The 18,672-nt window shown below is 70.5% G+C and carries 15 protein-coding genes; 8 read left to right on the top strand and 7 right to left on the bottom strand.

From position 1 onward, the window contains the following. Window positions 1-130: 130 nt before the first annotated feature. Both M4D53_RS15405 and zapE read right to left on the bottom strand, forming a co-directional pair. Window positions 131-1,369, bottom strand: a complete 1,239-nt coding sequence (locus M4D53_RS15405) for an ammonium transporter (protein WP_025103552.1) — start codon at window positions 1,367-1,369, stop codon at window positions 131-133. 134 nt (window positions 1,370-1,503) lie between these two features. Continuing rightward, window positions 1,504-2,541, bottom strand: coding sequence for a cell division protein ZapE (zapE, locus tag M4D53_RS15410; RefSeq protein WP_259954890.1), 1,038 nt, complete (start codon window positions 2,539-2,541; stop codon window positions 1,504-1,506). Window positions 2,542-2,685: 144 nt separating this feature from the next. Here zapE and M4D53_RS15415 point away from each other — a divergent pair, with 144 nt between their 5' ends. Both M4D53_RS15415 and M4D53_RS15420 read left to right on the top strand, forming a co-directional pair. Beyond that, on the top strand, window positions 2,686-3,579 hold the full coding sequence (locus M4D53_RS15415; protein ID WP_259954892.1) for a sulfurtransferase: 894 nt from the start codon (window positions 2,686-2,688) through the stop codon (window positions 3,577-3,579). A gap of 18 nt (window positions 3,580-3,597) precedes the next feature. Then, the gene (locus M4D53_RS15420; protein ID WP_187661550.1) at window positions 3,598-4,029 is read left to right on the top strand and encodes a SufE family protein; all 432 of its coding nucleotides are present in this window, start codon (window positions 3,598-3,600) and stop codon (window positions 4,027-4,029) included. Here the strand turns inward: M4D53_RS15420 and M4D53_RS15425 are convergent. Further along, complete coding sequence (locus M4D53_RS15425) at window positions 4,013-5,170, bottom strand: alpha/beta hydrolase family protein (RefSeq protein ID WP_187661551.1); 1,158 nt, start codon at window positions 5,168-5,170, stop codon at window positions 4,013-4,015. The genes M4D53_RS15420 and M4D53_RS15425 overlap by 17 nt on opposite strands. Window positions 5,171-5,195: 25 nt before the next feature. Between M4D53_RS15425 and M4D53_RS15430 the strand changes: the two genes are divergently transcribed. From M4D53_RS15430 to M4D53_RS15445, 4 genes are all read left to right on the top strand, one after another. Next, window positions 5,196-5,777, top strand: coding sequence for a DUF3000 domain-containing protein (locus M4D53_RS15430; RefSeq protein ID WP_187661552.1), 582 nt, complete (start codon window positions 5,196-5,198; stop codon window positions 5,775-5,777). Further along, window positions 5,770-6,963 (top strand): ribonuclease D, encoded by a 1,194-nt coding sequence (locus tag M4D53_RS15435; RefSeq protein ID WP_187661553.1) that lies wholly within the window; start codon window positions 5,770-5,772, stop codon window positions 6,961-6,963. Before M4D53_RS15430 ends, M4D53_RS15435 begins: the two co-directional genes overlap by 8 nt. 73 nt (window positions 6,964-7,036) lie before the next feature. After that, on the top strand, window positions 7,037-8,242 hold the full coding sequence (locus tag M4D53_RS15440) for a thiolase family protein (RefSeq protein WP_187661554.1): 1,206 nt from the start codon (window positions 7,037-7,039) through the stop codon (window positions 8,240-8,242). After that, on the top strand, window positions 8,239-10,380 hold the full coding sequence (locus M4D53_RS15445) for a 3-hydroxyacyl-CoA dehydrogenase NAD-binding domain-containing protein (protein ID WP_259954894.1): 2,142 nt from the start codon (window positions 8,239-8,241) through the stop codon (window positions 10,378-10,380). Before M4D53_RS15440 ends, M4D53_RS15445 begins: the two co-directional genes overlap by 4 nt. On the opposite strand, the gene M4D53_RS15450 is transcribed toward M4D53_RS15445, so the two are convergent. From M4D53_RS15450 to M4D53_RS15460, 3 genes are read right to left on the bottom strand one after another with little or no spacing between them, the layout of a single operon-like run. Further along, window positions 10,381-12,045, bottom strand: a complete 1,665-nt coding sequence (locus tag M4D53_RS15450) for a GMC oxidoreductase (protein WP_259954895.1) — start codon at window positions 12,043-12,045, stop codon at window positions 10,381-10,383. After that, window positions 12,035-12,949, bottom strand: coding sequence for a YegS/Rv2252/BmrU family lipid kinase (locus tag M4D53_RS15455; protein ID WP_259954897.1), 915 nt, complete (start codon window positions 12,947-12,949; stop codon window positions 12,035-12,037). Before M4D53_RS15455 ends, M4D53_RS15450 begins: the two co-directional genes overlap by 11 nt. Before the next feature lies 1 nt (window position 12,950). After that, complete coding sequence (locus tag M4D53_RS15460; protein ID WP_259954899.1) at window positions 12,951-14,582, bottom strand: FAD-binding oxidoreductase; 1,632 nt, start codon at window positions 14,580-14,582, stop codon at window positions 12,951-12,953. A 20-nt stretch (window positions 14,583-14,602) separates the two neighbouring features. On the opposite strand from M4D53_RS15460, the gene M4D53_RS15465 reads away from it, so the two are divergent. Further along, complete coding sequence (locus M4D53_RS15465; RefSeq protein WP_259954901.1) at window positions 14,603-15,211, top strand: TetR/AcrR family transcriptional regulator; 609 nt, start codon at window positions 14,603-14,605, stop codon at window positions 15,209-15,211. Then, window positions 15,208-16,665 (top strand): glycerol-3-phosphate dehydrogenase/oxidase, encoded by a 1,458-nt coding sequence (locus tag M4D53_RS15470; RefSeq protein ID WP_259954903.1) that lies wholly within the window; start codon window positions 15,208-15,210, stop codon window positions 16,663-16,665. Before M4D53_RS15465 ends, M4D53_RS15470 begins: the two co-directional genes overlap by 4 nt. A 30-nt stretch (window positions 16,666-16,695) precedes the next feature. On the opposite strand, the gene dxs is transcribed toward M4D53_RS15470, so the two are convergent. After that, the gene (gene dxs / locus M4D53_RS15475; RefSeq protein WP_187661560.1) at window positions 16,696-18,636 is read right to left on the bottom strand and encodes a 1-deoxy-D-xylulose-5-phosphate synthase; all 1,941 of its coding nucleotides are present in this window, start codon (window positions 18,634-18,636) and stop codon (window positions 16,696-16,698) included. Window positions 18,637-18,672: the final 36 nt, after the last annotated feature.

The raw sequence follows: 18,672 nt of genomic DNA on the forward strand, positions 1-18,672 counted from the left end.
AGATGTGTTTAAGAGACTGCCGGGAGAGGTCCGCGACGCCCGGGGGGAGCCCACTGCTCGGCGCAGCAGGTCCGCGAGTGCCTTCAGGATGCCGTTGCTGGTCGTGCCCACACGGTCACCCTAACCGTCGTCACGCGTTCGCGAGAGCGTAGCCCTCCTCGCCGTGCACGACCTGGTCGACACCGGCGATCTCGTCCTCGTTCGTGATGCGGAACCCGATCGTCTTCTGGATCACGAAGCCGATGACCCACGCGACCACGAAGGAGTAGATCAGCACGCCCGCGGCGGCGATCACCTGCACGGCGAGCTGACGGGCGTCGCCACCGACGAAGAGGCCGGTGCCGGTGGCGAAGAAGCCGAGGTACACGGTGCCGATGAGGCCGCCGACGAGGTGGATGCCGACCACGTCGAGCGAGTCGTCGAAGCCGAGGCGGAACTTCAGCTCCACCGCGAGGGCGCAGACGATGCCGGCCACCGCGCCGAGCAGGAGGGACCATCCGGGGGTGAGGTTGGCGCATGCCGGGGTGATCGCCACGAGACCCGCCACCGCGCCGGAGGCGGCGCCGACGGACGTGGGCTTGCCGTCCTTGATGCGCTCGATGAGGATCCAGCCGAGGATCGCGGCCGCGGTCGCACCGAGCGTGTTCAGGCCGATGAGGCCGACGCCGCCCATGTCCTCGGCGAGCCACTCCGCACCGGCGTTGAAGCCGAACCAGCCGAACCACAGCAGTGCGGCGCCGAGCAGCGTCAGCGGCACGTTGTGCGGCTTGAGGATGCCCTTCTGGAAGCCGATGCGCTTGCCGAGCACGAGGGCGAGGGCCAGCGCCGCGGCACCCGCGTTGATGTGCACCGCCGTGCCGCCCGCATAGTCGATCACGCCGATGCCGCTGTCCTCGCCGAACAGGGTCGTGCCGAGGTTCATGATCCAACCGCCGCCCCAGACCCAGGCCGCGACCGGGAAGTAGCCGACCGTGGCGAAGACGCCGGCGAAGATCAGCCAGCTGCCGAACTTCGCCCGATCGGCGATCGCCCCGGAGATCAGGGCGACGGTGATGATCGCGAAGGTGGCGCCGTACGCGACGCTGAGCAGGGCGACGTTCGAGCCCTCACCCGAGGCGAGGCTGGACAGCCCGATGTCCGCGAACGGGTTGCCCGCGAAGGCCGTGGGGCTGTCGACGGCGCTCATGGAGAAGCCGAAGAGAATCCACAGCACGGCGACGAGTCCGATCGAGCCGAAGCTCATCATCATCATGCTGACGACGCTCTTCGCCTTGACGAGACCGCCGTAGAAGAAGGCGACGCCGGGCGTCATGAGCAGCACCAGTGCCGTCGCGGTGATCGCCCACGAGATGTTGCCGGGAGCATCCATAGGAAAACCTCACATCCGAAGTAATTGAGAGCTTCAGTGTGACCATGGGCGATTTCGCCCATGCGTGAGGTTTGTTTCTCCGCTGTTACAGCACGGCTCCGGGTGTGAACATCGCGTTACGCAGGCCTGCAGGCTTACGCAGAATGCGTGAGCGCGTTCAGCCGGGAGATGGCGCGCAGGTACTTCTTGCGGTAGCCACCGGCGAGCATCTCGTCGGAGAACACGGCGTCGAGCCCGACACCCGTCGCGAGGATCGGGATCTGCGCGTCGTAGACCCGGTCGACGAAGGCCACGAACCGCAACGCCTCCGACTGGTCGGTGAGCTGACGCACGCCGCGCAGCCCCACGCGGTGCAGCCCGTCGATGAGCCTGATGTAGCGCGAGGGGTGCACCTGGGCGAGATGCCGGATGAGGTCGTCGAACGCATCGTCCGACACAGCGCCGTCCGCCGCGGCCGCCTCGACCGCGGCCTCGTACGCCGCGTCCTCCAGCGCCACGGCGTGACCGTCGATCGCCCGCTGCCGGAAGTCGACGCCGTCGATGCGCAGCGTCTGGAAGCTGTCCGACATCGCGTGGATCTCGCGGAGGAAGTCCTGCGCGGCGAAGCGCCCCTCGCCGAGCGCGTTCGGCGGCGTGTTCGAGGTGGCCGCGAGCCGGGTGCCGGTGGGCACGAGTTCACCCAGAAGGCGCGTCATGACCATCGTGTCGCCCGGATCGTCGAGCTCGAACTCGTCGATGCAGAGCAGATCGGCGCCCTTGAGGAGGTCCACGGTGTTCTTGTAGCCGAGTGCCCCCACCAGAGCGGTGTACTCGATGAACGAGCCGAAGTACTTCCGCCGGGCGGGCATCGCGTGGTAGATCGACGCGAGCAGGTGCGTCTTGCCCACGCCGAAGCCGCCGTCGAGGTAGACCCCGGGCTTCAGTTCCGGCTCCTTCTTCGCCCGACTGAACAGACCGCCCCGCTTGACGGGAGCACCACGTCCGGCGAAACGCAGCAGCGTCTGCTTCGCCTCCTCCTGCGACGGGTAGGCGGGATCCGCCCGGTAGCTGTCGAACGTGGCGTCGTCGAACTGCGGCGGCGGCACCAGGCTCGCGAGCATCTCGGGTCCGCTGACCGTCGGCGTGCGCTCGGTGAGGTGGACGGTTCCGGTGCGGGTGGTCGGGTCGGTCATCACGGTCCTGAATCAGGCAAGGGCCTGTGTCGAAGTCTTACGGATCGGGTCCCGGGGGCGCGCGGAGGATCTATCGTCGAAGGGACGGATCCACACTACGCCGTCCGCACCGCCCGCTCGCCCGCTCACCGCTACGGAGACCCCATGGCCATCGAGTTCGACTCCTCCTCCCCCAAGTTCGCCGAGTACGCCGAGCCCGGCCGCCTGGTGACGACCGAGTGGCTCGCCGCCCACCTGGGAGAGCCCGGCCTCGTGGTCGTCGAGTCGGACGAGGACGTGCTCCTCTACGAGACGGGCCACATTCCCGGAGCGGTGAAGGTGGACTGGCACACGGAGCTCAACGACCCGGTCGTGCGGGACTACGTCGACGGCGAGGGCTTCGCCGAGCTGCTGAGCCGCAAGGGCATCGCCCGCGACGACACGGTCGTGATCTACGGCGACAAGAACAACTGGTGGGCGGCGTACGCGCTGTGGGTCTTCTCCCTCTTCGGTCACGAGGACGTCCGTCTCCTCGACGGCGGCCGTGATCGCTGGATCGCGGAGGGCCGCGAGCTGACCCGCGAGGCGACGAACCGTCCCGCCACGGAGTACCCGGTGGTGGAGCGGGACGACACGGCCATCCGCGCGTACAAGGAAGACGTGCTCGCGCACCTCGGCAACCCGCTCATCGACGTCCGTTCCCCGGAGGAGTACAGCGGCGAGCGGACCACCGCTCCCGCCTACCCGGAGGAGGGGACTCTGCGAGCCGGCCACATCCCCACCGCGCAGAGCGTGCCGTGGGCGAAGGCGGTTGCCGAGGACGGCGGCTTCAAGAGCCGCGCCGAGCTCGACGCCATCTACCGGGACGGCGCCGGGCTGCAGGACGGTGACGACGTCGTGGCCTACTGCCGCATCGGGGAGCGCTCGAGCCACACGTGGTTCGTGCTGAAGCACCTCCTCGGCTTCGAGAACGTCCGCAACTACGACGGCTCGTGGACGGAGTGGGGCAGCGCGGTGCGCGTCCCGATCGTCACGGGCACGGCGCCCGGCACCGTCTGAGGTGGGAGAATGGCGGGGATGAACGCCTCCGCCCTGCCCGAGACCCTCGCCGAGATCCGCGACGGATTCCTGGAAACCCCGGAATCGGATCGCCTGCTGCTGCTCCTGGAGTACGCCGACGAGCTTCCCGCCGTTTCCGATGAGGTCGCGGCGCATCCGGAGATGGGCGAGCGCGTCGCGGAATGCCAGTCGCCGGTCTACATCTACGTCGAGGTCCACGACGACGTCGTGACCATGCACGCCACGGCCCCTGAGGAGGCACCGACGACCCGGGGCTTCGCGAGCATCCTCGTCCAGGGCCTCACCGGGCTGACGGCGGACGAGGTGCTGGCGATCCCCGAGGACTACCCGCAGTCGATCGGGCTCACCAAGGCCGTGTCACCGCTGCGGATCGGCGGCATGACCGGCATGCTGATGCGGGCCAAGAACCAGGTCAGGCAGAAGCGCTGAGCCCCTGTGCCGCGAGCCATTCCGAGATGGCCGTGGTCCAGCCCTTCTCGTCGTAGTTCCAGAGCTTGGTGTGCCGGGCGACGGTGAAGCGCGGCATGGTGACCAGGTCCGGCCGCGCCTCCTGCAGTGCGTGCGAGGCGTCCGCCGGGACGAAGCCGTCGTCGTCGCTGTGCAGGATGAGAATCGGCGCCCGTAGCTCATCAGCCCGAGCGACCATGTCCAGACGGTCGAACAGGATGGGCTCGTCCGCACCGCTGAGCTTCGCCGTGAGCGGCAACTGCAGCGCTCCCATCGCCAGCGCGGGCAGCGGTGCGCGCACCCGGGCGACCTGAGCCTGGAAACGGAGGACCGTGCGCCAGTCGACGACCGGCGACTCCAGGATGATGCCAGCGATGCGATCCCGATGGCCGGAGTTGACCGCAGCCTGCAAGGATACCGCCCCGCCCATGGACCAGCCCATCAGCACGATCCGCTCGGCGCCGTGACGCAGCGCATAGGCGATCCCGGCGTCGACATCGCGCCACTCGGATGCGCCGAGCGCATAGGCGCCCGCCTTGGTCCGCGGCGCCTCGCCGTCGTTGCGGTACGACACGACGAGCGTGGGCAGCCCCGCCGCGTGCATCACCGGCACGGCACGGAGGCACTCGGCGCGGGTCGTGCCGCGACCGTGCACCTGGATGACCCAGGTCGAGGAGTCCCCCGGGAAGAACCACGCGGGGCACGGCCCGGCCGGCGAGCCGATGAGCACGTTCTCCCATCGCAGGTGCAGCTCACTCGGCGACATGTAGTAGCTGCCGCTGAAGGACGCGCCGCGGTCCACCCTGGCACCGGGTTCGATCTTCGTGAGGAGCTTGCGCCGCACCGTCGTGCTGTCCGCGCTGAGAACCGCCCCGAGTTTGACGTAGCCGTACGTGCCCGTGGTGAAGAGGCCGTATCGCCCCGGCAGCTCGGTGTCGAGGGTGCGGCGGAGTTCGATGGTCTGCGCCCCGGTGTCGATCGCGAGGATCTCCGTGTCCTGGACGCGGCTTCGCAACGGGGTCACGACCCGGCGTGCCACCGCGATCACGAGGATCCCGACGGTGGCGCCCAGGGCGAGGAGCGCGGGGACAACGATCGCAACGGCGTGCCTGAGACTCTTCATCGCCTTCCGACTCTAGCCTGTTGCCGTGACCGCACACCCCGAGGCCGGGACGCCCTTCGACGCCGCCGTCGCCGAACTGCGCGCGACCGCGTTCCGCGACGACATCGCGGTCCGCGAGATCCCCACGCCGCAGAACCTCGCGCCCTTCGCGATCGCGCTCTCCGCCGACGTCCGCCCGGGCGAGGACGGCGACTCGATATACGGGACCGGACGGTTCATTCTGCTGCACGATCCGGACGAGCCGGACGCCTGGGGAGGCGCCTGGCGCATCGTGATCTTCGCCCAGGCTCCGCTCGAGACCGAGATCGGCACGGATCCGCTGCTCGCCGACGTCACGTGGTCGTGGCTCGTGGACGCCCTGGACTCCCGGGAGGCGATCTACCACTCGCCGTCCGGCACGTCGACGAAGACGCTGTCGAAGGGATTCGGCGGCCTCGCCGACGAGGGAGACGGCGCACAGATAGAATTGCGGGCGTCCTGGACTCCGGAGGGCCCGTTCCGACCGCACGTCGAAGCATGGGCCGAGCTGGTCGGAATGCTGGCGGGGCTTCCGCCGGGTTCCGAGGGCATCGCCGTGATCGGCGCGCGAAAGGCTGTACGTGACTGAATACTCCGTGATCTCCGAAACCGAGGAGTTCCGTGCAGCCTGTGCTGCGCTCGCCGCCGGCACCGGCCCGGTCGCCGTCGATGTCGAGCGGGCGTCCGGCTTCCGCTACTCGCAGCGGGCCTATCTGGTGCAGGTCTTCCGGCGCGAGGCCGGGGTGTTCCTGTTCGACCCGCCCGCGATCGGCGACTTCGCCCCGCTGCAGGAGGCAATCGGCGACGTCGAGTGGGTGCTCCATGCCGCCAGCCAGGATCTGCCCTCTCTGCGCGAGCTGCACCTGGAGCCGAAGGAGATCTTCGACACCGAGCTCGCCTCCCGCCTGCTCGGTCATGACCGGGTGGGTCTGGCCGCCGTCGTCGAGGACACGCTCGGCATCACCCTGAAGAAGGAGCACTCGGCCGCCGACTGGTCGACCCGTCCGCTGCCCGACTCCTGGCTGGACTATGCCGCGCTCGACGTGCTGCATCTCGTCGACGTCCGCGACGCTCTCGTCGCCGAGCTCGAGGAACAGGGCAAGACCGCCTTCGCCGCTCAGGAGTTCGCCGCCACCCTGGCGCGCGCCCCGAAGGCCCCGCGCGAAGACCCCTGGCGGCGACTGAGCGGACTCCACCAGGTCCGTGGTGCCCGCAACCTCGCCGTCGCCCGCGCCCTGTGGGAGGCCCGCGAGATGTATGCGCAGCAGCAGGACATCTCCCCCGGGCGCCTCGTGCCCGACCGTTCCCTCGTCGCCGCGGTCCTCGCCAACCCCGCCTCCAAGCAGGCCCTCGCGGGAGTCAAGGAATTCCAGGGCCGCGCGAGCCGCACCCAGCTCGACCGCTGGTGGCAGGCGATCGTCGACGGCCGTGCCGCGGAGACGCTGCCGCGCGAACGCGTGCCGAGCGACGCGCTCCCCCCGCCCCGCGCCTGGGGCGACCGCAACCCGGAGGCCGACGCCCGGCTGAAGGCCGCCCGTCCCGCCGTCGAGGCGGTCGCGGAGGAGCTGGGCATGCCCACCGAGAACCTCCTCACGCCCGAGTACCTGCGCCGGGTCGCGTGGGACGGCCCGGGCGCCACCGCGGAAGAGATCGGCGCCGCCCTCTCCGCACTCGGGGCACGCCCCTGGCAGATTGAACAGACTGCACAGAAGATCGCCGACGCCTTTGTAGAGGCGACGCAATCGCCCGACACCACGCCCGCGACCGCTTCGTAGGTTCGATCCAACCGATTCCTCCCGGTTTCCGGCCGTTCATAGACTGAGGCCACCGCACTAACTTGGAGGCAGAGTGGCCGAGATCTCGGACGTCTTCTTCGTCGATGGAGTGCGCACCCCCTTCGGGCGCGCCGGCGAAAAGGGCATGTACTGGAACACCCGCGCGGATGACCTCGCCGTCAAGGCGACCATCGGCCTGATGGAGCGCAACGCGGCCGTGCCGGCGGACCGCATCGACGATGTCGCGATCGCCGCGACGAGCCAGACCGGCGACCAGGGGCTCACCCTCGGACGGTCGGTGGCGATCCTCGCCGGACTGCCCCAGACCGTCCCCGGACTCGCGGTCGAGCGCATGTGCGCCGGCGCGATGACGAGCGTGACCACCATGGGCGCTTCGATCGGCGTGGGCATGTACGACCTCGCCCTCGCGGGCGGCGTCGAGCACATGGGCCACCACCCGATCGGCGCGAACGCCGACCCGAACCCCCGCTTCGTGGCGGAGAAGATGGTCGACCCCGGGGCGCTCAACATGGGCGTCACCGCGGAGCGCATCTTCGACCGCTTCCCGCACCTCACCAAGGAGCGCTCCGACCGCTACGGCATGCGCAGCCAGCAGAAGGTGCAGGCCGCCTACGACGCCGGCAAGATTCAGCCGGACCTCGTGTCGGTCGCGATCAAGGGCGCCGACGGCGCCTGGGGTCTGGCCACCGAGGACGAGGGCCGCCGTCCGCAGACCACGATGGAGGACCTCGCCGGCCTCAAGACGCCGTTCCGTCCGCACGGTCGCGTGACCGCAGGGACGTCCTCGCCGCTCACCGACGGCGCGACGATGTCGTTGCTCGCCGGCGGCGGCGCCGTCAAGGAGCTCGGACTCGCGCCCAAGATGCGCATGGTCTCGTTCGCCTTCGCCGGCGTGCAGCCCGAGATCATGGGCATCGGCCCGATCCCGTCGACCGAGAAGGCGCTCAAGAAGGCCGGTCTCGACATCTCCGACATCGGTCTGTTCGAGCTCAACGAGGCGTTCGCCATCCAGGTCATCTCCCTGCTCGACCACTTCGGCATCGACGACGACGACCCCCGCGTGAACCCGTGGGGCGGCGCGATCGCCGTGGGCCACCCGCTGGCCGCATCCGGCGTCCGCCTCATGATCCAGCTCGCGGCGCAGTTCGCCGAGCGCCCCGACGTGCGCTACGGCCTGACGGCGATGTGCGTCGGTCTCGGCCAGGGCGGATCGGTCATCTGGGAGAACCCGCACTACGACGGAAAGAAGAAGAAGTGAGCTACGACGACGTCGACTTCTCGCCCATCCAGGCGCTCACCGAGGGAGAGGTCATCACGCACTCCCCCGTGCGTGACATCCGCCTCGCGTCGGGCAAGGTCCTCGCCCTGATCACGCTGGACAACGGTCGGGACCACACCCGCCCGAACACCCTCGGTCCGGCCACCCTCACCGAACTCGGCGCGACACTCGACGGCCTGAAGAGCCGCGCGGCGGCCGGCGAGATCCAGGCGGTCGGCATCACCGGCAAGCAGTACATCATGGCCGCCGGTGCCGACCTCTCGGACATCAGCAAGGTCGGCTCCCGGGACAACGCGCGTCTGATCGCCCAGCTCGGCCACAAGGTGCTCGGGAAGCTGAGCGAGCTCGGCGTGCCGTCGTTCGCGTTCGTGAACGGACTCGCACTGGGCGGTGGCCTGGAGATCGCGCTGAACTCCACGTACCGCACGGTCGACGCATCGGCGGCGGCCGTGGCGCTCCCCGAGGTCTTCCTCGGCATCATCCCCGGCTGGGGCGGGGCGTACCTGCTGCCGAACCTTATCGGCATCGAGAACGCCCTCGAGGTGGTCATCTCCAACCCGCTCAAGCAGAACCGCATGCTGAAGCCGCAGCAGGCCTTCGACCTCGGCATCTTCGACGCCATCTTCCCCGCCGCGAACTACCTCGAGAACTCGCTCGCCTGGGCGGACGCGGTCCTCGGCGGCAAGAAGGTCGTGCGCAAGAACGAGCCTGGCAAGATCGAGCGGCTCACCAAGTGGCCGATCGCCATCAAGATGGCGCGCGGCATGCTGGAGTCCAAGATCGGCACCGTGCCGAAGTCGCCCTACGCGGCTCTCGAGCTGCTCGACAAGGCGAAGAGCGGCACCAAGGCGGAGGGTTTCGCCCGCGAGGACGAGGCGCTGGCGGAACTCGTGACCGGGGACCAGTTCGCCGCGTCGATGTACGCCTTCGACCTCGTGCAGAAGCGTGCGAAGCGTCCGGTCGGCGCACCGGACAAGCAGCTCGCGAAGAAGGTCACCAAGGTCGGCATCATCGGCGCGGGTCTCATGGCCAGCCAGTTCGCGCTGCTGTTCGTGCGCAAGCTCCAGGTGCCGGTGCTGATCACCGACCTGGACCAGGCACGCGTGGACAAGGGCGTCGCCTACATCCACGAGGAGATCGGCAAGCTGGAGGCCAAGGGCCGCGTGGACGCGGACACCGCGAACAAGCTGCGCGGGCTCGTCACGGGCACCACCGACAAGGCTCTCTACGCGGACTGCGACTTCGTGATCGAGGCGGTCTTCGAGGAGGTCGGCGTCAAGCAGCAGGTCTTCGGTGAGATCGAGAAGATCATCGCGGAGGACGCGGTGCTCGCCACGAACACCTCGTCGCTGTCGGTCGAGGAGATCGGCGCGAAGCTCGCCCACCCCGAACGGCTCGTCGGCTTCCACTTCTTCAACCCGGTCGCGGTCATGCCGCTGATCGAGATCGTGAAGACGCCGACGACCGCGGACACCGCACTGTCCACCGCATTCGTCGTCGCCAAGAACCTGGGCAAGAACGCGGTGCTCACCGCCGACGCCCCGGGCTTCGTGGTGAACCGCCTGCTCGCGAAGGTCATGGGCGAGGCGGCGCGCGCCGTCTACGAGGGCACTCCGATCGCCGACGTCGAGAAGGCGTTCGCGCCGCTCGGCCTGCCGATGGGGCCCTTCCAGCTCATCGACCTCGTCGGCTGGAAGGTGGCCGCGCACGTGCAGGACACGATGGTGCGCGCATTCCCCGACCGGTTCTACGCCAACGAGAACTTCCACGCCCTCGCCGAGCTCGACCAGGTCGTCGAGAAGGACAAGGGCGGCCGTGTGGTCGGCTGGACGAAGCAGGCCGAGAAGGTCCTGGCGCCCGCCGTCGGCAAGAGCCCGGCATCGGCGGCCACGATCCTGCAGCGCGTGCAGGACGGGCTCGCGACCGAGATCAAGCTGATGCTCGACGAGGGCGTGGTCCCGGAGGTCGAGGACATCGACCTGTGCCTCATCCTCGGGGCAGGCTGGCCGTTCATCGACGGTGGGGCCTCGCCGTATCTCGATCGCGAGGGGGCGTCCGAGCGCGCGTTCGGCGGTTCCTTCCACACCCCGCAGATCCGCGGCATCGAAAGCCGCTGATCACGTCTCCGCAGGGGGTCGCGCCGTAGGCGTGGCCCCCTGTGTCGTCCCCGGTGCCGGACGGGCATCCGGCTCGCCGCGGCGCGGCCAGTGCGACAGGGCATGCTCCGCGAGCGCGGTGATGGTCAGGGACGGGTTCACCCCCGGATTGGCGGGCACAGCGGCCCCGTCGACGACGTGCAACCCCGGGTGTCCCCAGACGCGCTGGTACTCGTCTACGACACCCTCCTCCGGTGACCCGGAGATCACGGCTCCGCCGAGGAAGTGTGCCGTGAGCGGGATCCCGAAGACCTCCGGCCACGAACCGCGCGCCTCGGCGGGAACCCCACCCTCGCGCTCCAGACGCGCGGCGATGGCACGGGCCGCGCGATGCGCCTCGGGGAGGTGGCTGGGGTTCGGCGCGCCGTGACCCTGCGCGCTCGTCAGTCTCGTCCGTCCGAAGCGGCGCCGCAGCGACAGCGTGAGCGAGTTGTCGGCGGTCTGCATGACGAGTGCGATGATCCCGCGCTCGCTCCACCGCCGGAGGGACGCGAGGCGCAGGGCCCGGGCGGGGCGGCGCAGCACCTGGCCCACGAGCGCGACCAGGCGGCCCGGAAGCGCGCGGTCGCCCGGGACCAGCACGGTGGCGAGTGCTCCCATGAGGTTCGACCCCGGACCGTAGCGGACGTTCTCGACATGGGTGCGGTCATCCACGTGGAACGAGGTGGTGATCGCCACGCCCCGCGCGAGCTCCACCCGCTCGGGCACCCGGACGGCGACGGCGCCGTCCAGGGCCTCTGAGTTGGTGCGGGTGAGCCGGCCCACGGCGTCGGAAACGTGCGGCAGCGCGCCGGCGGCCTTCATCCGATGGAGGAGCTGCTGGGTGCCCCAGGTGCCCGCCGCCAGGACGACCTCCCGTGCCGTGACGGTCTGAGGACGCCGTCGGAGCCAGGAGCCGCTGCGGCGCGTCGTGACGGAGAATCCGCCGTTCGGGAGCTCCCGCACCTCGGTCACGGTACGCAGCGGCTCGATGACCGCTCCGCGGCGCTCGGCGAGGGCGAGGTAGTTCTTCATCAGGGTGTTCTTGGCACCGACGCGGCAGCCGACCATGCAGTTGCCGCAGAGCGTACAGCCCGTGCGCTCGGGGCCCTCACCGCCGAAGAACGGGTCAGCGACTCGCTCACCGGGTACGCCGAACCACACGCCGACGGGTGCCCGGCGGAAGGTGGCGCCCACCCCGAGGTCCTCGGCGGCACCGGCCATGATCCGCTCGACGGGTCCGTCGTGAGGATAGTGCTCCACCACGCCGAGCATGCGCTTGGCCGTGGCGTAGTGCGGGGCCAGAGCCGCGCTCCAGTCCCGGATCGACGACCACTGCGGGTCGGCGAAGAACGCCGCGCCCGGCTCGTACAGCGTGTTCGCGTAGTTGAGCGACCCGCCGCCGACGCCGGCGCCGGCGAGGATCATCACGTGCGGAAGCCGATGGATGCGCTGCACTCCGAAGCACCGGAGCGCCGGGGCCCAGAGATAGCGACGCACGTCCCAGCTCGTCTTCGCGAAGTCCTCGTCGGCGAATCGTCGCCCGGCCTCGAACACGCGGACGCGGTAGCCCTTCTCGGTGAGCCGGAGTGCGGCGACGGAGCCGCCGAACCCCGACCCGACGATCACGACGTCCTCATCGAACATGTGCGTCCCTCCTCTCCGCGTCGGTCATGACGGTCAGCGCCGCCGCGCGGACCGAGATCGTGCAGGTCTCCTCCCCCACGCGCTCGCCGTCCGCGTAGGCCACGAGACCGGGCGCGGCGACGGTGACCGTGCGCGCCCGGAGGTGATGCACCTCCGGGCACGCGAGATGCCTCCCGCGTAAGAGCACGGGGAACAGGCGCACCAGGCGGACGCGGCCCAGGGGCCCCACGGCGACGACGTCGAGGGTGCCGTCATCCGGAACGGCGCCCACGCAGACCGGCATCCCTCCGCCGTAGCTGGCCGTGTTCCCGACCGCCACCAGAGTGCCGCGGGCGGGGATCGCCGGGCCGTCATCGGCGCAGATCGTGAAGTCGAGCGGACGCAGCCGGACGAGCTCGATGAGCAGCGCGAGGTAGTACCGCAGTGCGCCGGACGGCCAGCGGAGGCGATTGGTGCGATCGCTCACGCGGGCGTCGAACCCCAGCGCCGCCACGGTGAGGAACAGCGACGTGCCCGTCGATGTCCGCACCTCGCCGATGTCGATGGGCCGGGGCAGGCCGGTCAGGGCGAGCTCGACAGCCGCCGCCACGTCCGTGCGCGGCAGCCCGAGCGCTCGCGCCAGGTCGTTCCCGGTGCCGGCGGGGACCACCGTGACCGGGACGCCTGCGGCGCACACCACGTCGAGGATGCCCGAGAGGGTGCCGTCGCCGCCCACCAGGACGAGCCCGTCCGGTGCCGCGTCCAGCGCGAGCATCGCGAGCCGCCTCGTCTCCGCGGGCGACCCTCCGGCGTAGACGCGGACATCCGCGCCCCGCTGTCGCAGGTGATCGAGCGCCTCCTCGGTGGCCCGCTGCCCGCGGCCCTTGCCGGAGAGCGGATTCGACAGCACCGCGATGTGCCCCATCTCAGACGGTCGCCCTCGTCGGGACATCGACGAGCACGGCACCTGGATTCATGATGCCGCGAGGGTCCAGCTCCCGCTTGACGGCGGTGAGGATCCGCACGCCGGTCTCACCGATCTCCTGCGCGAGCCAGGGGGCGTGATCGCGACCCACGGCGTGATGATGGCTGATCGTCCCGCCGTTCGCGAGGATCGCGTCGTTCACCTTGCCCTTCACCTCGGCCCACGCGCCCAACGGTTCGCGTCGCAGTCCGGCGAGCACCGTGAAGTAGAGGGAGGCGCCCGTCGGATACACGTGCGAGACGTGGCACATGACGTACGAACGCGCGTCGACCGCGTCGAAACCGTCCCGCAGCGCCGCCTCGACGGCCTCCTTCAGAGTGCGCAGGTTCGACCAGGTGGTCGCCGTCTCCAGCGTCTCGCAGAACACCCCGGCGTCGAGCAGCGCATCGCGCAGGTAGGGTCCGTCGAATCGTCCCGCCGCCCACTCCTCCGCATCGCCGGTGCCCGCAGAGCGACCGCCCGCCGCGGCGAGGATCGCCGCGGTCCGGTCCCGGCGCGCCGCGGCCTCGTCGCCCTCGAACACCGTCACGACGCTCGCCCCCTTCGCGAGGGCCTTCCCGATCCGGCCGACCTGGGCGAGGCTCACGGCGGTCTCGGCCTCGTCGGAGAGACGGATGACCGTGGGACCTGCCCCCTGCTGCACGACGCGGCGGAGCGCATCGGCACCGCCGGCGAAGTCGGGGAAGGTCCACGACTCGAAGATCCGCACCGTCGGCACCGGGTGCACGCGGACCCGGACCTCGGTGATGACGCCGAAGATCCCCTCGGAGCCGAGGAAGAGGCGGAGAAGATCGGGGCCGGCCGCCGACCCCGGCGCGCGTCCGAGGTCGAGGTCTCCCGTCGGTGTCGCGACCCGGATCCCCGTCACCATCGCCTCGAACCGCCCGTTGCCCGCGGAGTTCTGTCCGGACGACCGTGCAGCCGCGAACCCTCCGATCGTGGCGTAACGGAAGCTCTGCGGGAAGTGGCCCAACTCCAAGCCGTGTGCGGAGAGCTGCGCTTCGGCATCGGGTCCGGTCGTCCCCGCCGCAAGGGTCGCCTCGCCGCTGAGCGTGTCGAGGTGGAGCAGGCCGGAGAGCCGGCGCAGATCCAGGCTGAGCACGGCGCGATGCGGGCCGGGCTCCGGGTCCAGCGCCCCCACGACGCTCGTTCCCCCGCCGAAGGGGATCACGGCGAGCCCCCGCTCCCCCGCCAGAGCGAGACACGCACGGACGGCGTCATGGTCCGCAGGAGACACGACGGCATCGGGCGCATCCTGCTCGAGAGCCCGTCGACGCAGGAGATCGGGCGTGGAACGTCCTCCCGCATGCCGGAGCCGTCCCGCGGTCGAGACGTCGACCGCATCGGCGCCCACGGAATCTTCGAGTGCAGCGACATCGTCCGCCGTCAGCCGGGAGGGCCGGATGCGCACGTCCTCCAGCGCGGGCGGCTGCGGAGGGCGCCGCACGCGGCCCAGCAGCAACGGCAGCAGCCCGCGGACGGCGAGCGGGAGATCCTTCGCCCGACTCGGGTCGCCCCACCCGTTCCAGCGCATCTCGGGTCTGTCGGCTCCGCTGCCGTTCCGCTGCTCCATGCGTTACAGTGTGACACATCATGGAAGAACGTCAATTTCCCACTCTTCCCTCCGACTCCCTCGCCCCGGCGTGGGACGCCACGCAGCGGCGCGTGCTCGACGCGGCCGATGACCTGCTCGTCCGCGGCGGCGTGCACGGGGTGACGATCGCCGCCCTCGCACGGCGTTCCGGCCTCAGCCGGCCCACCATCTACCGGACGTGGCGGGATGCCGACGACGTCGTCCGTTCCGCGCTCCTGCGGCGGGTCGCCGACCTCCTCGACGGGTTCCCCGAGCGAGCCAACTCGCGAGACGCTCTCGTCGAGGACGTGCTGCGGTTCACCTCGCTGTTCCGCGGCGACCCGGTGTACGCCCATCTCCTCGACGAGGAGCCCGAAGCGTTCACCCGCTACACCCTGCACCGCGTGGGCTCCAGCCAGCGGCTCATCCTGCGGTGGCTGTCCGACGCTATCGCAGCCGGCCAGGCCGACGGATCGGTGCGCGGGGGCGCCCCGGGCGAGATCGCCGTCATGCTGCTCCTGATCGCCCAGTCCGCTGTGCTGTCGCACGCGACGGTGGCCGACCTCATCGACGAGCGGGCCTGGGAGCGCGAGCTCCGCGCCGCGCTGGACGGCCACCTGCGGCCATGACCCCTGCCTCGACCGCCCTCCACGCGGGCCGCCGTCGACGCGAACTCGACGCCGCGGCCGATGACATCTGCGACCTCCTCGTCGTCGGCGGAGGGATCACCGGAACGGGCGTGGCCCTGGACGCCGCATCGCGCGGGCTCCGCGTGACCCTGATCGAGGCGGAGGACCTCGCGTTCGGGACGAGCCGGTTCAGCTCGAAACTCGTCCACGGCGGGCTGCGGTATCTCGCGACGGGGGACGTGGCGACGGCACGCGAGAGCGCGCGCGAACGGCATCTGCTGATGACGGTGATCGCGCCCCATCTGATCCGTCCGCTCGGACAGCTGCTCCCGTTCGCCCCCGGCGTCAGCGGCCGCCAGCGCGGGGCCGGAGCGGCGGGGATGGCCATGGGTGACCTCCTCCGCCTGCAAGCGCGCACGAGCGGGAAGGTGCTGCCGGGACCGCACCCCGTCGGGACGGCGAGGGCGCTGCGCCTGTTCCCCGCGCTCAACCCCTGGGGACTCCGCGGCGGCATGGTCACGTATGACGGCCAGCTGTCCGATGACGCCGCCCTCGTCGTGGCCGTCGCCCGGACGGCGGCCGGTCTCGGGGCGCGGATCCTGACCAGAGTCCGCGCCGAGCGGCTGCATGCCGACGGGGCCACGACGACGGACATGCTCACCGGGGAACGCATCGAGATCCGTGCACGGGCGGTCGTCAACGCCACCGGAGTCTGGGCGGCGACTCTGGACGACGGCCTCACGCTGCGCCCGAGCCGCGGCACCCACATCGTCCTCGACGCCGCCGACCTCGGGCATCCGACCGCTGCGCTCACCATCCCGCTCGAAGGCTCCATTAGCCGCTACGTGTTCGCCCTGCCCCAGCGCGGTGGGCGTGTCATCGTCGGACTCACCGACGTGGACGCGCCCGGACCCATCCCCTCCGTCGCCGAGCCCACCGACACCGAGATCGACTTCCTCCTGGAGACACTGAACCGCCTGCTCGCGGTGCCGCTGGCGCGGGACCGCGTCCGCGGCGCGTTCGCGGGGCTGCGTCCACTGGTCGACACCGGAGCGGCCGAGACGGCGGACGTCTCCCGCCGGCATCTCGTCCGCACCTCCGAGTCCGGGGTCGTCTCCGTGCTCGGCGGCAAGCTCACGACCTACCGACGCATGGCGGAGGACGCGGTGGATCTGGCGGTGCGACAGCGCGGCCTCCGGGTCGGACCCAGCGGCACCGCGACCCTGCGACTGATCGACGATCCCGCCCCGGACAACGGCTCGCAGGACGCCGTTGCGGACGGCATCGCCCTCTCCCGACCGGTCGTCGAGCACGCTGTCCGGTCGCAGGGCGCTCTCACCGCGGCCGATGTCCTCGACCGGCGTACGCGGATCGGGCTGGTCCCCGACGAACGGGCCAGAGCCCTCCCAGCGGTGGAAAGGATCGTCGCCGAGACCCTCGTCGACATCCCCTGACCGACGGAAGCCCGCTCCAGGGAATGTCCGTCAGTGGCGCTCGTGGAGTGGGAGCTCGATCGCTCCGGTCTCCCCGGCGTGGCGGGCCTTCGGGATGCGCGTACCGAGCACCTGCGCCACGACGTCCTGAGCGATCTTCGAGGCCGTGAGACCGGCATCGGCGAGGATCTGGTCGCGCGACGCGTGGTCGATGAACTCGTCGGGAAGACCCAGCTCGTCGACGGCCGTGTCGATGCCCGCCTCGCGGAGCACCTGCCGCACGCGCGTGCCGATGCCGCCCACGCGGATGCCGTCCTCCAGCGTGATCACCAGTCGATGCTGCGCCGCGAGCTCGACGACCGACGGTTGCACGGGGATCGCCCAGCGCGGGTCGATCACGGTGGCGCCGATGCCCTGGGCGCGCAGCCGCTCAGCCACGTCGACGGCAAGGGCGGCGAAGGGACCGATCGCGACGATGAGGACGTCCTCGCCCTCGCCCCGTGCGAGCACGTCCACGCCGTCCTCGAGGCGCTCGAGCGCCGGGAGGTCGGCGGAGACATCGCCCTTCGGGAAGCGGATGACGGTCGGGGCGTCCTCCACGGCGACCGCTTCGTCCAGTGCCTCGGTCAGCCGCGCGCCGTCGCGGGGGGCGGCGATGCGGATGTGCGGGACGATCTGCAGCATCGCCAGATCCCACATGCCGTGGTGACTCGGTCCGTCCGGGCCGGTGACGCCGGCGCGATCGAGCACGAACGTGACGCCCGCCCGGTGCAACGCGACGTCCATGAGCACCTGATCGAACGCGCGTCCCATGAACGTGGCGTAGACGGCGACGACCGGGTGCAGCCCGCCGTACGCGAGTCCGGCAGCCGAGGCCACCGCGTGCTGCTCAGCGATGCCGACGTCGTAGACCCGGTCGGGGAAGCGCTCCGCGAAGGGGGCGAGGCCGGTGGGCCGGAGCATGGCGGCGGTGATGGCGATCACGTCCGAGCGTCGCTCCCCGACCTTCACGAGAGCGTCGGAGAAGACATCGGTCCACCCTCGGCCGCCTGAGGACAGGGTCTCCCCCGTCGTCGGGTCGATCTTGCCGACCGCGTGGAACTGGTCGGCCTCGTCGTCGCGGGCCGGCTGGTAGCCGCGACCCTTCTCGGTGATCGCGTGCACGATGACCGGCGCACCGTAGGACTTCGCGAGCTCCAGCGTCTCCAGCAGCGCCGGCAGATCGTGACCGTCGACCGGGCCGAGGTACTTGATGTCGAGGTTGGAGTACAGCGCCTCGTTGTTCGTGAACCGCGAGAGGAAGCCGTGCGTGCCGCCGCGCACACCGCGGAACACTGCGCGTCCCACCGGCCCGAACGCACGGAAGAGGCGATCGGACTTGTGGTGGAGGTCCTTGTAGGCCGCGGCGGTGCGGACCCGGTTGAGGAAGCGCGACATGCCGCCGATGGTCGGCGCGTACGAGCGGCCGTTGTCGTTCACGACGATGACGAGGTTGCGGTCGTTGTCGTCGGAGATGTTGTTCAGCGCCTCCCATGTCATCCCGCCGGTCAGCGCGCCGTCGCCGACGACCGCGACGACGTGTCGGTCCGCGCGGCCGGTGGCGGTGAGTGCCCGCGACACGCCGTCGGCCCAGCTCAGGGAGCTGGAGGCGTGAGACGACTCGACGACGTCGTGCGGGCTCTCCGCGCGCTGCGGGTAGCCGGCAAGCCCCTCCCGGACGCGCAGCTTCGAGAAGTCCTGGCGACCGGTGAGGATCTTGTGGACGTACGACTGGTGGCCGGTGTCGAAGATGAAGGGGTCGTCCGGAGAGGAGAACACGCGGTGCAGGGCGATCGTCAGCTCCACCACGCCGAGGTTCGGCCCGAGGTGACCGCCCGTCTGCGAGACGTTCTCGACGAGGAACGCGCGGATCTCCGAGGCGAGTTCTTCCAGTTGCTCCGGAGAGAGCCGATCAAGATCGCGCGGTCCAGAGATGCTCGGAAGAATGGGCATCTGCGCCTCCTCACAGGCCTCGACGGACGTCCGAAC

Source organism: Microbacterium meiriae, from assembly GCF_025143875.1.
GTDB classification, from domain to species: domain Bacteria; phylum Actinomycetota; class Actinomycetes; order Actinomycetales; family Microbacteriaceae; genus Microbacterium; species Microbacterium meiriae.